The sequence below is a fragment of the Micromonospora sp. WMMC250 genome, from assembly GCF_027460215.1.
In the GTDB taxonomy this organism is placed as follows: Bacteria; Actinomycetota; Actinomycetes; order Mycobacteriales; family Micromonosporaceae; genus Micromonospora; species Micromonospora taraxaci.
The window spans coordinates 3,197,815-3,211,801 of record NZ_JAPZBJ010000002.1; the positions used below are offsets into that span (position 1 = coordinate 3,197,815).

Consider the following 13,987-nt stretch of genomic DNA (forward strand, 5'->3'; position numbering starts at 1 on the left):
AGGGCTGCCCCGGCCCTCGCTCAGCCGTCGACCAACCCCGCCTCGTACGCGAGGATCGCCGCCTGCACCCGGTTGCGCACGTCCAACCGGGTGAAGATGCTGGTCAGGTAGCTCTTCACGGTGCCCTCCACCAGGTGCAGCCGACGGGCGATCTCGGCGTTGGACAACCCGGCCCCCACGAGGGCCAGCACCTCCCGTTCCCGCTCGGTCAACCCGGCGGTACGGTCCCGCGCCACGGGTCGGCGGGCCAACCGCCCGGCGCCCAGCTCGATCACCCGGCGGGCCACGGTCGGCGACAGGTACGCGCCACCGTCCGCGACCGCGCGCACCCCGGCAATCAACTCACGCGGGTCGCCGGCCTTGAGCAGGAAGCCGCTCGCGCCGTGCCCGAGCGCCCGCGCCACGTGGTCGTCCTCGCCGAACGTGGTCAGCATGACCGTCGCGGTCTCCGGCACGACCCGACGGATCTCGGCGGCCGCCGCCAGACCGTCCAACCGGGGCATCCGGATGTCCAACAACGCGACCCGAGGTCGGTGCGCACGGACCAGCTCCACCGCCTCGTGCCCGTCGCCGGCCTCGGCGACCACCTCGATACCGGGATCGGTGGCGAGGATGGCCCGGACACCGGCGCGGATCATCGCCTCGTCGTCGGCCAGGACCACCCGGACCCGCTGCGCGCCGGCCGTGTCGCTGTTCACTGCGCGATCCACTCCTTGCTGGCCAACCGGCCGTCGGTGAAACAGAGCCGCCAGGTCGGCTGTGCCAGGGGGAAGTTGCCGTCGGTGTAGTACTCGCAGCCGTCCCGGTCGGCGGTCGTCGGGCGTTCCAACGGCCGGCGGGGCAGGCCGGCCAGCTCCGAACGGGCCGTACCGAGGCGCATCTGCTCGAAGGTGGCCCGGTCCAGCACCGTGCCCGCCGTCGCCACCGGGTAGTAGACGAGCGAGAGCACCAGGGCGAACCCGACCGGTGCCAGCAGAGCCACCAGCAGACTGCGCCGCACCCGTCGGCGGGCGTCGTGCAGCCGTCGCTCCGCGTCCACCGGCCGCTCCGACGGGCCGGGCTCCCCCACCGCGCCGGACAGCGCCGGGTCGGACAGCGCCGGGTCGGACGGTCCCGCCGGGCCCGTGCCAGCCGCGCTCTCCACCGGCCCGGTGGCCGGCAACGCCGCCCGCACCGCGAAACCACCGCCGGTACGGGGACCCGCGTGCAGCGTTCCACCGGCGAGACGGACCCGCTCGGCGAGGGCGAGCAACCCGCTGCCCTGCGACGGCGGAGCGGGCAACGGCCCCGCCGGCGGAGCGTCGTTGACGACGGCCACGTCCACCCGGTCACCCGCGCGGGTCACCGACACCTGGACCGGAGCGCCGGGCGCGTACCGGGCGGCGTTGGTCAACGCCTCCCGCACGATCCGGTGGGCGGCGTGACCGGTCATCGCCGGTAGCTCCGCGACCGTCGGGATCGCCTCCATCCGTACCGCCATGCCGGCCTCCCGGGCACCCTCGACCAGCTCGGCGACGGTCTCCCCGCTCGGCCGCACCGACGCGCCCCCCTCCTCACGGAGCACCCCGATGATCTCGTGCAGGCGCTCCGTGGCGGCGGAGACACTGGCCCGCAACTCCCCCGCCGCCGCCCGGTGCCGGTCGTCGAGGTCGGCGGCCACCTCCAGGGCGGCGGCACGCAACGCGATCAGGCTGAGGTCGTGACCGAGCGAATCGTGCATCTCCCCGGCGATCCGGGCCCGCTCGCGGAGCCGGATCCGCTCGGCGGCACCGCGCTGCTCGCGGGTCGACGCCTCCACGTGCCGCCGACCGGCGTCCGCCAACTCCTGCTGCTGACGCCGGTACCGGCCGACCAACCAGGGGAACACCGCGGCGAAGAGCAACACCGAGGCGAGCAGGAACCAGGTGGCCGCGCCGGTGCCGAGCAGCCCCAGGTTGAGCGCCGTGCCGCCGCCCACGATCAACACGAAGACACCAGCCGCCGGACCCACCGACGCGGTGCGCCGCCCGGCAAGGTAGCTGAAGACCGGAATCGCGAACGCGAAGTTGCCGTCGACCACCGACCCCAGCACCACCAGCACGGGGGCGAGCAACGGCTGCCGTCGACTCGCCACCACCGCCGCGCCGAGCACCACCAACTTGCCGACGACCAGCGGCACCGCGTACGGCGCGTAGGGCGGGCTGAAGCCGGCGTACCCGACCGGAGCGGCGACCACCGCCCAGAGCAGCACGTCCGACAGCAGGCGACGCCACCGGTCCAGCCGGCCCGGCGACGAGGAGTCGAGGATCCGCACGGCGGTCAGGCTACCCACGCCCGACCTGCGCGGACACCGACGAAAGTCAGGTGTTCAGCCGCTCTCCTCGGCCCACACCCGCCAGTCGTCGAGCACACCGTGCAGCGCCGGGGTGAGCCAACCCGGGGCGGACCGCCGGAACACCCCCGGGTCCATCGCACCGGCGCCGTCGGGCACCGCGCCGAGCAGGTTCGGCACCAGATCCGTCAGATTCGTCCAGTGCACCAACTCCGGCCGCGCCGGCCAGGCGCCGATCACCACACCCGCCGGCACGGCGCGCCGGTCCAGCGCCTCCAGGGTCAGGGCCGTGTGATTGAGCGTGCCCAACCCGGCGCGGGCGACCACCACCGCCGGCGCGCCCAGCGACACCGCCAGGTCGGCCATCGTCCACGGCTCCCCCGACGGACGCAGCCCCATCGGCACCAGCAGCCCACCCGCGCCCTCGACCAGCACCAGGTCGTGCTTGTCGACCTCGTCCCGCACCGCGTCCACCGCCGTGTACAGCTCCAACGGCGGCAGATCGGCGACCCGGGCGGCAGCCAACGGAGCCAGCGGATCGGGATAACTGGCCAGGGTCCGCCCGGTCAGTGGGGCCGCCAGCCGGTTGACCGCGTCCACGTCGCCCGGCTCACCGCTCGCCGTACCGGTCTGCCCCGGTTTGACGACCGCCACCCGCAACCCGGCGGCCTGCGCGGCAGCCGCGATCGTCGCCGTCACCACCGTCTTGCCGACTTCGGTGTCGGTCCCGGTGACCAGGACCGGCCCCTCCCACCCGGTCATGGGGCACACTCCACGATGACGTCCAGGGCCCGCTCGAACGCCGCGCGCGGCACCCCGGCGCTGACCGTGAGTCGCAGGCGGGATCGGCTGTCCGGGGTGGACGGCGGCCGGAAGCACCCCACCGCCACACCCTGGTCCCGGCAGTCGGCGGCCCAGGCGGTCGCCGCCTCCGGGCCGGGAGCCGTCACCGAGACCACCGCCGCGTCCGGCGCGGAGACGGTCAACCCCGCCGACCGCAGTCGACCGACCGCCAACGCCACCCGGTCGGCCAGCTCCACGCGCAGGTCGTCGCCGACCCGGGTCAGCCGCAGCGCCGCGTGCACACCGGCGGCGACCGCCGGGGGCAGGGCCGTGTCGAAGATGAACGTACGCCCCGTCTCGACCAGGTGCCGGACGAACTCCGCCGGGCCGGCCACCACGCCACCCGCGCCGCCGAGCGCCTTGGACAGGGTGGCGGTGACCACCACGTCCGGCTCACCGGCCAGCTTCGCCGCCGCCACCCCACCGGCGCCGGCCGGACCTGTCACACCCAGCGCGTGCGCGTCGTCGACCAGCAGCAGCGCGCCGTGACGGCGGGCCACAGCGTGCAGCCGGGTCAGCGGGGCGAGATCACCGTCGACGGAGAACACCGACTCCGTCACCACCACCGCCGGGCGTCCCGGAGCGGCGGCGAGCGCCGCGGCCACCGCGTCCACGTCGGCGTGCGGGGTGACCACCGTCTCCGCACCGGAGATCCGGCAGCCGTCGATCAGGGACGCGTGGTTGTGCGCGTCCGAGACGAGCAGCGTCCGAGGTTGGACGAGCGCCCGCAGCGCACCCAGGTTTGCCAGGTAGCCGGAGGAGAACACCAGAGCGCGGTCGGTGCCCAGCCACTGCGCCAGCTCGGTCTCCAACGCCTCGTGCGCCTCGGTGGAACCCCGCACCAGGCGCGACCCGGTCGCCCCCAGCCCGTACGCCGACAGCGCCGCCGCGGCCGCGGCGGTGACCTCCGGGTGGGTGGCCAGGCCGAGGTAGTCGTTGCCGGCCAGGTCGGTCATCCCGTCGGCGGCGGGACGCGGTTGCAGTCGCCGGGTCAGCCCAGCCTTCGCCCGCAGATCCGCGCGGCGGTCGAGCGCCGCCAGCCAGTCCGCCACGTCACCCCTTCACCGCCGTCCGTGCCGGTCAGCCCGACACCCGCCGGGCGAAATTACCACCCGCCGCCGACGTCCGACCGATCCCACTCGCCGGCAGGTATAGGGGCTGCCAGGTCATTCCGGCCGGTCGGGCCGCCTTGTAGGGTACGAGCCATGCCAGAGATCCTCGACCAGGCCCGGACCCAGGTCCTCGGTGACGGTGTCGGCCTCGACCAGGCCGGCATCCTCGCCGTGTTGAACCTGCCCGACGAGCACCTTCCCGCCGCCCTGCAACTCGCTCACGACGTGCGGATGCGCTGGTGCGGTCCGGAGGTCGAGGTCGAGGGGATCGTCTCGCTGAAGACCGGCGGCTGCCCGGAGGACTGCCACTTCTGTTCGCAGTCCGGCCTGTTCACCTCCCCGGTGCGCTCGGTGTGGCTGGACATCCCGTCGCTGGTCGAGGCGGCGAAGCAGACCGCAGCGACCGGGGCGACCGAGTTCTGCATCGTCGCGGCGGTCCGCGGTCCGGACGCCCGGCTGATGAAGCAGATGCGCGAGGGCGTCGCCGCCATCAAGGCGGCTGTCGACATCCAGGTCGCCGCGTCGCTGGGCATGCTCACCAAGGAGCAGGTCGACGACCTGGTCGACATGGGTGTGCACCGCTACAACCACAACCTGGAGACCTGCCGCTCTTACTTCCCGAACGTGGTCACCACGCACTCCTGGGAGGAGCGCTGGGAGACGCTGCGGATGGTCCGCGACTCCGGCATGGAGGTGTGCTGCGGCGGGATCCTCGGCCTCGGCGAGACCGTCGAGCAGCGGGCCGAGTTCGCCGCGCAGCTCGCCGAACTCAACCCGCACGAGGTGCCGCTCAACTTCCTCAACCCGCGTCCGGGCACCCCGCTCGGTGACCGGCCGGTGGTGGAGGGCAAGGACGCGCTGCGGGCCATCGCCGCGTTCCGGCTGGCCATGCCGCGCACCATCCTGCGGTACGCGGGCGGCCGGGAGATCACCCTCGGTGACCTGGGCACCCGCGACGGTCTGCTCGGTGGCATCAACGCGGTGATCGTCGGCAACTACCTGACCACGTTGGGTCGACCGGCGACCGCCGACCTGGAGTTGCTGGACGAGCTGAAGATGCCGGTCAAGGCCCTCTCCGCCACCCTGTGACGACGATGACGACGACCGGGCTGTGGTGTGACAGGTGCGGTGAGCCGGCGACGGCCGCCGCCCACCCGGCCTGCGCCACGGCCCGTCAGCTGGAGCCGCCCCGGTTCTGCCCCCGGTGCCGGCGTCGGATGAAGGTGCAGGTGCTGCCGGTGGGCTGGTCGGCGATCTGCGTCGAGCACGGCGAAGTGCGGGGCTGACGGCCGATGTTGCACGGGCGGGCGGTGACCCTGCGACCGGCGACGGCAGCAGACGTGCAGGCCCTCGCGGCGATCCGCGCCGACCCGGAGGTGCGCCGGTGGTGGCGCGGCAGCGACGACCTGACCGGTGCCGTCCGCGCCGACCTCGGCGACGACGACCTGCACGTGTACGCGATCGAGCACGACGGCCGGGTGGTCGGCGCGATCCAGTGGTACGCCGAGGCCGACCCGGACTACCGCCACGCCAGCCTGGATGTCTTCCTCGACCCGGCGGTGCGCGGCGCCGGTCTGGGTGTGGACGCGATCCGCACCCTGGCCCGGCACCTCATCGACGAGTACGGCCATCACCGTTTCACCATCGACCCGGCGGCGGCGAACAGCGCCGCGATCCGCGCGTACGCCAAGGTGGGTTTCCGTCCGGTGGGGGTGCTGCGCCGCTACGAGCGCGGCGAGGACGGGCGGTGGCACGACGGTCTGCTGATGGATCTGCTCGCCGACGACCTGGTGGAGTGAGCGGGCGGGTCAACCGTCCCAGCACAGGTGCCCGTCGGGCAGTCGGCGGGCGCCCTCGGCGGGCTGGTGGGGGCTGAGCCGCCCGTCCGGCATGAGGTGCGCCACAGGTGTTCCGCGACCGAGTGCCGCGACGTCGGCGATGAGCCGGCGGTGGCAGCGCCACCACAGGCTCTCGCTGCACAGGACAGCTGTGGTCCGCGCTGCCGCGTCGGCCAGCACCTCGGTCAGCGCCGTGTCGAACTCCGACGTACGGGTGTACGCGGCGTACGCCCGGAACGCCTCGACCTTCCACCAGGTGTCCGGCTCGGGTTCTCCGGCCGGGACGTGCCGGCGTCCGCCGAGGCGTGGCTCCCAGCGGTAGTCGATCCCGTACTCGGGTAGCCACCGTTCGAGTTCCTCGCGGCGGACGTCGGGGTTGGTGCGACTGGCCGGGTAGCGCCGGACATCGACCAGCAGAGCCACCCCGCCGGCGGTCAGCAGCTCACCCAGCCGCACCCGGTCGGCTGTGCCGTGCCCGACGGTCAGCAACTCCCCCACGGGTTTGCCTTTGCCCGCAATACCGGGAGGTTATCCCCGGACGCCGGCGAGATCTTGGACAGTTACCGTCCAGCGCGAACTCTTCAGTCCCATGACCTCTGTCGCAGTTCATGTCCCGGTAGGCGTGTCACAAGATCAGCGGGTTGGGTGGGGGTGTGTAGGGCGGTTTGATTGCTGGGCATGGCGACTCGGCGTCAGGTCATGAGCGCGTTGGATGCCCTGCTGGCGGCAGGGGTGAAGATCGGTAATGTTCAGCAGTGGTGCCGGGAGAACGGGGTTAATCCGCGTACGTTCTACCGACATCGGGCACGGGTCGAGGCCGAGGGTGTGTGGCGGCCTCGATCGAGCCGGCCGCATCACAGCCCGGGCCAGACGCCGCCGGAGTTGGATGCCTGGATCTGCAAGCTGCGCGCCGAGTTGGGCGTCGACAACGGCGCGGACCACATCCATGACGAACTGATGCGCGTGCACGCCGAGATCCGTCCTGGCTGGTCGGTGCCGTCACGGTCCACGATCAACCGGGTGCTGTCCCGCCACGACCTGCTGCAGCGCAATCCGGCCAAGAAGCCGCGGTGTTCCTGGCGCCGGTTCGCCTACGCCCGCCCCCGCGACTGCTACCAGATCGACGCGACGATGGTCGCGCTCGCCAACGGCCGTCTCGTCGCGGTGTTCGACGTCCTGGACGACTGCACCCGCATGCTGGTGGCCTGCCACGCCGCCCTCGCCGAAACCGCTACCGCCGCTATCACCGCCATCAACCAGGCGGTCACTGACCACGGCGCACCCGCGATCGTCCTGTCCGACAACGGAGCGGCATTCACCAGCCGACACCGGCACGACAACGCCGGACCATCACGCTTCGCCCAAACCCTGCACCACCACGGCACCCGCCTGATCCACTCCAGCCCTTACCACCCACAGACCTGCGGGAAGGTCGAACGCCACCACCAGACCCTCAAAAAATGGCTCGCCGCTCAACCCCACCAACCCCGCACCCTGACGCAGCTGCAACACCTACTCAACACCTACCGCGACTACTACAACCACCGCCGCCACAGCGCCCTACCCGCCCGGGCAACCCCCCACCACACCTGGCACACCGCCACACACCACGGCAGCCCTCAAGCCCTACCCATCCAAACCGACGCCACCATCCACCGACCCCGCGTCTCCGACACCGGCACCATCCGCGTTGCTCACGCTCGCATCGGCATCGGCTGCGCCTGGCGCGGCCACACCCTCACCGCCATCCGCGACCACCACCACATCACCGTCTACGCCCCCGACGGCACCCCCATCGGCCACACCACCACCAGCGACAGCAAGTACACCCGACTCACCCCCACCCCATGACACACCTCCCGGGACATGCCATTGACACACCTCCCGGGACATGACAGTCCAGCGCGAACGGCAACTGTCCAAGACCTCGTGGAACCGGTGACTCAGACGACGGCGCAGGTGGTGTTGTTCACTGTGAAGGCCGTCGGTTTCGGGTTGGTGCCGCTGTGCGCGCCGTTGAAGCCGAAGCTCACCGACGCCCCGGGCGCGAGCGTGCCGTTGTAGGACAGGTTCGTGGCGGTGACCGCCGCGCCGCTCTGGCTGACCGCCGCCGACCAGCCCTGACTGACGGTCTGCCCGCCGGTGAAGCTGAACCGCAGAGTCCAGCCGTTGATCGCCGTGGTGCCGGTGTTGGTGATCGTCACGTTGGCGGTGAAGCCGGTGTTCCAGTCGGTCGTGGCGTACCCCACCGAGCAGGTGCCACCGACCGGCGGGGCCGCGGTGGTCACCGCGACCGGCGCGGACGCCGCCGAGTTGTTGCCGGCCGCGTCCACGGCCACCACGTAGAACTGGTACGCCGTGGAGGCGGTCAGCCCGGACACCGCCTGGGTGGTGCCGGTCGGCGAGCCGACCAGCACGTCGGTGGCGCCGGCCTCGCGGTAGACCCGGTAGCCGGTGACGCCCACGTTGTCGGTCGACGGGGTCCAGGCCAGGGTGAGCCCGGTGGCGGTGACGGCCGACGCGACAGGCGTGCCGGGCGTGGTCGGCGCCGTGGTGTCGGCGGTGCCGGCCGGCGGCGTGGTCACGGTGAGCTTCGGCGAGGCGGCCGACGTGTTGCCGGCGCCGTCGCGGGCCACGACGGTGAACTCGTACGACGTCGCTGGCAGCAGCGTCGTGATGGTCAACGTCGTGCCGGTGACCGGCCGGACCAGAACCGTGTCGCTGTTGACCTGGACCTCGCGGACGTCGTAGCCGGCCAGGCCGCTGCCGCCGCTGTCGGTCGACGGCGCCCAGGTCAGGGTGACGGTGCGGGGTCCGAGGGCGGACGCCACCGGGGTGCCGGGGACGGTCGGCGCTGTGGTGTCCGGCACGACCGGACCCGGCTCCTCGCCCCAGACGCGGGTGGTGCCGGAGTACAGCGGGACCTTCCGGTTCGGCCCGGCGGTGGCCTGGTACGACGGGTCGTTCGTCGGGTCCCAGGTGCCGCCCTCCGGGACGCCGACCTTGAACTGCACCTCCATCCGGTGCTGCGACTGGCCGGCCGGGGCGATGGCGTAGCCGGTGCAGTCGACCTCGACGTACCAGATGTCACCGCTGTACTGCTTGGCGGTGGTCGGGGACGGGCAGCCCTGGGTGTAGCCGGCTGTCACCTGCACCGGGCCCGTGCCGTCGGGCCGGAAGTAGTACCGGAACTTCCCGTCGGTCAGCGCCCGGGCCGGGAACGCCGACTTGTTGTAGACCATCACCTTCAGGCCGGTGGCCCGCGGCTCGGCCTGCGCCACGGTGGTCTCCACGGTCAGCTCGTCGATGTCCGGCGTCTCGGCGACCGGGAAGTTCGCCAGCGGCGTGCCCCCGTACTCGGAGGTCAGCCGGACCAGCGCGGAGGTGAAGCCGGCGTTGTAGTCGGTGGCGACCTCGTTCATCACGTAGTCCGACCGGCTGTCGCTGTACGCGTCGTTGGCCGACGACGGGCCGCCGACCAGCGCGCCGTACAGGGTGTGCCGGGTCTCCACGGGCACGGTCTGGCTGTCCCACCAGGAGCCGTGCGCGGTGCGGTGGTGCGGGTTCTTCGGTGGGTTGGCCCCGAACCCGATCACGTAGCTGGAGTTGCGCGGGTTGTCGCCGAGCGCATAGTTGATCTGCCGGACGGCGAAGTCGTGGTAGCGCGCCTTGCGGGTCGCGTCGGTGGTCTTGTCGCTGTAGACCAGCGCGGCGAACGAGGTGTTGGCGGCGTAGCGCAGCGCGCCCCAGGAGTCGAGCACCGCCATCCCGCCCGGCGAGTAGGGAACCCGTTGCCCGTTGACGCCGACGGTCCAGTAGTCCAGCCACCGGTTGGCGTCATCGACGTACTTCTGCTTGCCGGTCAGGTTGGCCAGCAGCACGTACGCGCCGAACTGCTTGTTGTCCCAGGCGATCGTCCACTTGTAGGAGCGGGTGGTGGTCTGGTTCTCGGTGCCGAGCTTGTCGTACTCACTCTCGGCCTTGGCCAGGTAGCTGGCCTCGCCGGTGGCCCGGTGCAGCCAGATCGCGGCCCACACCAGCTCGTCCTGCCAGCCGCTCCACGACCGGTAGAAGCTCGTCGCGTCGGTGATGCACTCGTGGTACGACTTCCGTACCGTGTCGGCGAACGTGTAGAGCTGCTTGGCGTGGGTGAGCAGCTTGTCCGCGTAGGTCGCGTCGGTGGGTCGGAACACCATCGACGAGGCGGCCATCGCCGCCGCCGTCTCCCCTGCCAGGTCCGCGCCGCCACAGCTCGCATCGATCTTGTACGCGGGCCGCGCCATCGGCATCACCTCGGCCGGACCCCACCACTTGTGGTCGTCGTCGCCCTTGCCGACCTGCCCGTAGAGGACGTTGGCCGACGGGTGCGCCTTGATGAAGTAGTCGTTGACGAAGCGCAGGTTGTTCAGCAGGTGCGGCAGTTGTCCCGAGGAGGCGTAGCCGCTGCGGTACTCCACCGCGCCCCAGGCGAGCATGGTCGCGCTGAACGCCATCGGGAAGCCGAACTTGACGTGGTCACCGGCGTCGTACCAGCCGCCGGTGAGATCCAGGCCCGCGCCGGCGCCGTCGGTGAGCGCGCTGTCGCCGCGCCAGGAGACCCGGTTCCAGTCCGGCAACCGGCCGGACTGCTGCGCCTCGTAGAAGAGCAGCGACTTCTGCAACGCCTCGGCGTAGTTGTAGGTCGCCGGCGCGGCCGAGACCGGCGACGACATCGGCCCGGTGACCACGAGGGACAGACCGGTGAGCAGGGCCACCCCGGCGGCCAGTAGCCGCCGCGGCCAGGGCTGGTCTCGCACCGGCTGCACAGCAGACCGCCGGCGGATCCGTTCCGGGTAGGACATCGCGGACTCCTGTCGGTGGCGCCGCCAGGCAGCCCGACCGAGGCGGGACGGCTTCGGGTTTCTTCGGGTGCCCGGCGGCGGTGGTGGTGGAGCCGGGACGCGCCCCTCGGGAGCGCTCCCACAGATGAGCGTCAATCTAGCCGTCGGCTGCGACGTTGGGAAGAGCCAGCACGTGGACCAGCCCACCCCCACGGTTCACGAGGCGCTCTCGGACTCCCCCAGGCACCCGGGGCGGCGACCCCAGAAAAGGGGACACACCGTTGCCGACCTGCTACTTCGCGCGAGACAGTACGACCATCAGCGGTGCCATCGACGCCGCCGTTCCCGGTCGACCCTGAGGAGAAGCGATGGCATTACGACTCGCCGACGGCACCGCCTGGTCCGAGGTTCTGGCCCGCGCGATGGCCGCCACACCGGAGGCGTTCGGCGCCGAGGTGGACGGTGTCACCACTCTGCACAACCTGATCGAGGGCGAATGGCGGGCGGACGGCCAGCCCGCGCCGGTCCGTACCCCGGTGGACAACACCGTCCTCATCAACCTGCCCCGACTCGACGCCGACACCGCCCGCGCCGCGGTCACCCACGCCGCCGCCGCACACCGGGAGTGGGCACTGACCCCACTCGCCGACCGTAAGGCCCGCGTCGGCGAGGCGCTGGAATCACTCACCGCCCACCGTGACCTGCTCGCCATGCTGCTGGTCTGGGAGATCGGCAAGCCCTGGCGGCTGGCCTGCGCCGATGTGGACCGGGCGCTCGACGGCGTCCGCTGGTACGCGGGCGAGATCGACAGGATGCTCGCCGACGGCCGCGAGCCGCTGCCCGGCCCGGTCAGCAACATCGCGTCGTGGAACTACCCGATGAGCGTCCTGGTGCACGCCGAGCTGGTGCAGCTGCTGGCCGGCAACGCCGTCATCGCCAAGACCCCGTCCCAGGGCGGCGCGGTCTGTCTGACCGTCGCGCACGCGTTGCTGCGCCGCGCCGGTCTGCCGGCCACCCTCGTCAGCGGCGGTGGCGAGGAACTGTCCGAGGTGCTGGTCCGGGCGCCCGAGATCGGTGCCGTCGCCTTCGTCGGCGGCCGCTCCAACGGCGGCAAGGTCGCCGCCGCGCTGCTCGACAGCGACAAGCGGCACTTCATCGAGCAGGAGGGCCTCAACGCCTGGGGCATCTGGAACTTCTCCCAGTGGGACGTCCTCGCCGCCCACCTCAGGAAGGGCTTCGAGTACGGCAAGCAGCGCTGCACCGCGTACCCCCGCTTCGTCGTGCAGCGCGACCTCGTCGACGAGTTCCTCGACATGTACCTGCCGGTCGTCCGCTCGGTCCGATTCGGCCACCCGCTCGCCGTCGGCGACGACTGGGCGGCCGGCGACCCGCTGCCCGAGCTGGACTTCGGGCCACTGATCAGCGCGGCCAAGGCCGACGAGCTGCACCGCAAGGTCGACGAGGCGGTACGCGGCGGCGCGGTGCCCCTGCACCGGGGCAAGCTCACCGGCGCACCGTTCCTGCCCGGGCAGGACACCTCGGCGTACGTGGCACCGTCGGTGCTGCTCGCCCCGCCCGGCCGGTCCCGGTTGATGCACGCCGAGCCGTTCGGGCCGGTCGACACGATCGTCGTGGTGGACACCACCGACGAACTGCTGGCCGCCATGAACGCCTCCAACGGCGCGCTGGTCGCGTCGCTGGCCTGCGACGACACCGAGGAGGCCGGCAAGCTCGCCGTGGACCTGCAGGCCTTCAAGGTGGGCATCAACAAGCCGCGCTCACGCGGTGACCGGGACGAACCGTTCGGCGGTCGGGGCGCCTCCTGGAAGGGCGCGTTCGTCGGCGGCGACCTCCTCGTCCAGGCCGTCACCGTCGGCGGCAGCGGTCGGCTCTACGGCAACTTCCCCGACTACAGCAGCTACCCCGCCACCTGACGCGAGGCGCGGAAGGGCCCCTGCTACCCCCTCGGCGTCAGCAGGGAGCCCTTCCTCTGCGGGCTGAGCGGCACGGTCACCGTGAGCAACGGGCCGTCGCGCTCGGTCGAGTCGGGCCGGCCCAACCGGCGCAGGGTACGCAGCATCGGGGTGTTCTCGGCCTGGACGTGCAGCACCAGCGCCGCGTACCCGGCCTCGTCGGCGTGCTTGACCAACCGGCGCAGCAACGCCGTACCGAGCCCACGCCGCTGCCAGTCGTCACGCACCAGCAACGCCGCCTCGGCCTCGTCACCCTCGCCGAGCAGGCTCGCCATGGCGACCACCGACTCGGCCGCACCGTCCGAGCCGGTGGCCACCGCGACCACTGTCAGCCCTCGACTCGGCTCCAGCAACCGACGCAGCCGATCCGGCCGCGGCAACGCCGCACCACCCAGGTATCGCCGGTGCCGGCTGCGTGGTGAACACAACTCGTGCAGCTCCCGTACGCCGGGCAGGTCGTCGGCGCAGGCCGGGCGCACGGCCACCTCGGCACCGTCGGGCAGCACAAGAGTGACCTGCTCGGCGGCCCGACGGACCACCGTGGCGGCCAGCTCGACCAGGGCCTGCGCCCGGGCGTACTCCGCCGGGGTGAACGCGGGCGCGGCCCGGCGCAGCGCGAACGAGCCGCCCGCCGGGTCCGCCAACGCCATGCTCGCGCCGGCGACCCCCCGGTCGACGCCGACCGACGCCGGTCGCCAGCTGACCGAGTCGGCGCCGAGCAGCGCCCGCAGCGCCTCGCCGGTCGCGTCCGGGTCACGCACCAGCCGGTTGGCCAGCCCGAGGACCCGGGTGGGCTGGTCGGCCAGCCCACGCGCCTCGCTGCGCGCCACCCAGCAGTCCCGGCCCCGGCCCCGCTCGACGGCGGCGACCAGCTCGGCCTCGTCGAGTGCGTCCGGCGCGTCGACCAGGAAGTCGTCCACCGCGCCCTGTTCGGTGGGCTGCACCTGCACGGTGAGGATGTTGACCCCGCGCAGCGCGAGGCTGGCCGTGAGCACCGACAGGTAACCCGGCCGGTCGTCCACTGTCGCTCGGATCCGCCACAACGTCATGGTTGGCTCCCTTCCCCGGTAAGAGCCTCACCCCCGCCTGT

12 protein-coding genes are annotated in these 13,987 nt (G+C 72.3%); 5 read left to right on the top strand and 7 right to left on the bottom strand.

Going from position 1 to position 13,987, the window contains the following annotated elements; genetic code table 11:
* Nucleotides 1-20 precede the first annotated feature (20 nt).
* The 4 genes from O3438_RS13995 to O3438_RS14010 are packed head-to-tail and all read right to left on the bottom strand — an operon-like array spanning nucleotide 21 to nucleotide 4,206.
* Nucleotides 21-698: a response regulator gene (locus O3438_RS13995; protein WP_269680388.1), complete on the bottom strand. Its 678-nt coding sequence runs from the start codon at nucleotides 696-698 to the stop codon at nucleotides 21-23.
* The gene (locus O3438_RS14000; protein ID WP_269680389.1) at nucleotides 695-2,311 is read right to left on the bottom strand and encodes a sensor histidine kinase; all 1,617 of its coding nucleotides are present in this window, start codon (nucleotides 2,309-2,311) and stop codon (nucleotides 695-697) included. Before O3438_RS14000 ends, O3438_RS13995 begins: the two co-directional genes overlap by 4 nt.
* A 36-nt stretch (nucleotides 2,312-2,347) precedes the next feature.
* A complete protein-coding gene (bioD, locus tag O3438_RS14005) occupies nucleotides 2,348-3,073 on the bottom strand; it encodes a dethiobiotin synthase (RefSeq protein WP_269680390.1) in 726 nt (241 codons plus the stop codon).
* Nucleotides 3,070-4,206, bottom strand: a complete 1,137-nt coding sequence (locus O3438_RS14010; protein WP_269680391.1) for an 8-amino-7-oxononanoate synthase — start codon at nucleotides 4,204-4,206, stop codon at nucleotides 3,070-3,072. Before O3438_RS14010 ends, bioD begins: the two co-directional genes overlap by 4 nt.
* Before the next feature lie 153 nt (nucleotides 4,207-4,359).
* Here O3438_RS14010 and bioB point away from each other — a divergent pair, with 153 nt between their 5' ends.
* The 3 genes from bioB to O3438_RS14025 are packed head-to-tail and all read left to right on the top strand — an operon-like array spanning nucleotide 4,360 to nucleotide 6,065.
* Complete coding sequence (gene bioB, locus O3438_RS14015; protein ID WP_269680392.1) at nucleotides 4,360-5,355, top strand: biotin synthase BioB; 996 nt, start codon at nucleotides 4,360-4,362, stop codon at nucleotides 5,353-5,355.
* 5 nt (nucleotides 5,356-5,360) lie between these two features.
* The gene (bsaP, locus tag O3438_RS14020; protein ID WP_269680393.1) at nucleotides 5,361-5,552 is read left to right on the top strand and encodes a biotin synthase auxiliary protein BsaP; all 192 of its coding nucleotides are present in this window, start codon (nucleotides 5,361-5,363) and stop codon (nucleotides 5,550-5,552) included.
* 6 nt (nucleotides 5,553-5,558) lie between these two features.
* On the top strand, nucleotides 5,559-6,065 hold the full coding sequence (locus O3438_RS14025) for a GNAT family N-acetyltransferase (protein ID WP_269680394.1): 507 nt from the start codon (nucleotides 5,559-5,561) through the stop codon (nucleotides 6,063-6,065).
* A gap of 9 nt (nucleotides 6,066-6,074) precedes the next feature.
* Here the strand turns inward: O3438_RS14025 and O3438_RS14030 are convergent, their stop codons facing one another.
* On the bottom strand, nucleotides 6,075-6,602 hold the full coding sequence (locus tag O3438_RS14030) for a DUF488 domain-containing protein (RefSeq protein WP_269680395.1): 528 nt from the start codon (nucleotides 6,600-6,602) through the stop codon (nucleotides 6,075-6,077).
* Between the two features lie 201 nt (nucleotides 6,603-6,803).
* Between O3438_RS14030 and O3438_RS14035 the strand changes: the two genes are divergently transcribed.
* Complete coding sequence (locus O3438_RS14035) at nucleotides 6,804-7,955, top strand: DDE-type integrase/transposase/recombinase (protein WP_269678512.1); 1,152 nt, start codon at nucleotides 6,804-6,806, stop codon at nucleotides 7,953-7,955.
* Between the two features lie 92 nt (nucleotides 7,956-8,047).
* Here the strand turns inward: O3438_RS14035 and O3438_RS14040 are convergent, their stop codons facing one another.
* Nucleotides 8,048-10,945 (bottom strand): glycoside hydrolase family 9 protein, encoded by a 2,898-nt coding sequence (locus tag O3438_RS14040; RefSeq protein WP_269680396.1) that lies wholly within the window; start codon nucleotides 10,943-10,945, stop codon nucleotides 8,048-8,050.
* A 347-nt stretch (nucleotides 10,946-11,292) separates the two neighbouring features.
* Between O3438_RS14040 and O3438_RS14045 the strand changes: the two genes are divergently transcribed.
* Nucleotides 11,293-12,858, top strand: a complete 1,566-nt coding sequence (locus O3438_RS14045; RefSeq protein ID WP_269680397.1) for an aldehyde dehydrogenase family protein — start codon at nucleotides 11,293-11,295, stop codon at nucleotides 12,856-12,858.
* 23 nt (nucleotides 12,859-12,881) lie between these two features.
* Here O3438_RS14045 and O3438_RS14050 read toward each other — a convergent pair whose 3' ends face one another.
* Nucleotides 12,882-13,946 (bottom strand): GNAT family N-acetyltransferase, encoded by a 1,065-nt coding sequence (locus tag O3438_RS14050; protein ID WP_269680398.1) that lies wholly within the window; start codon nucleotides 13,944-13,946, stop codon nucleotides 12,882-12,884.
* Between the last annotated feature and the right edge of the window lie 41 nt (nucleotides 13,947-13,987).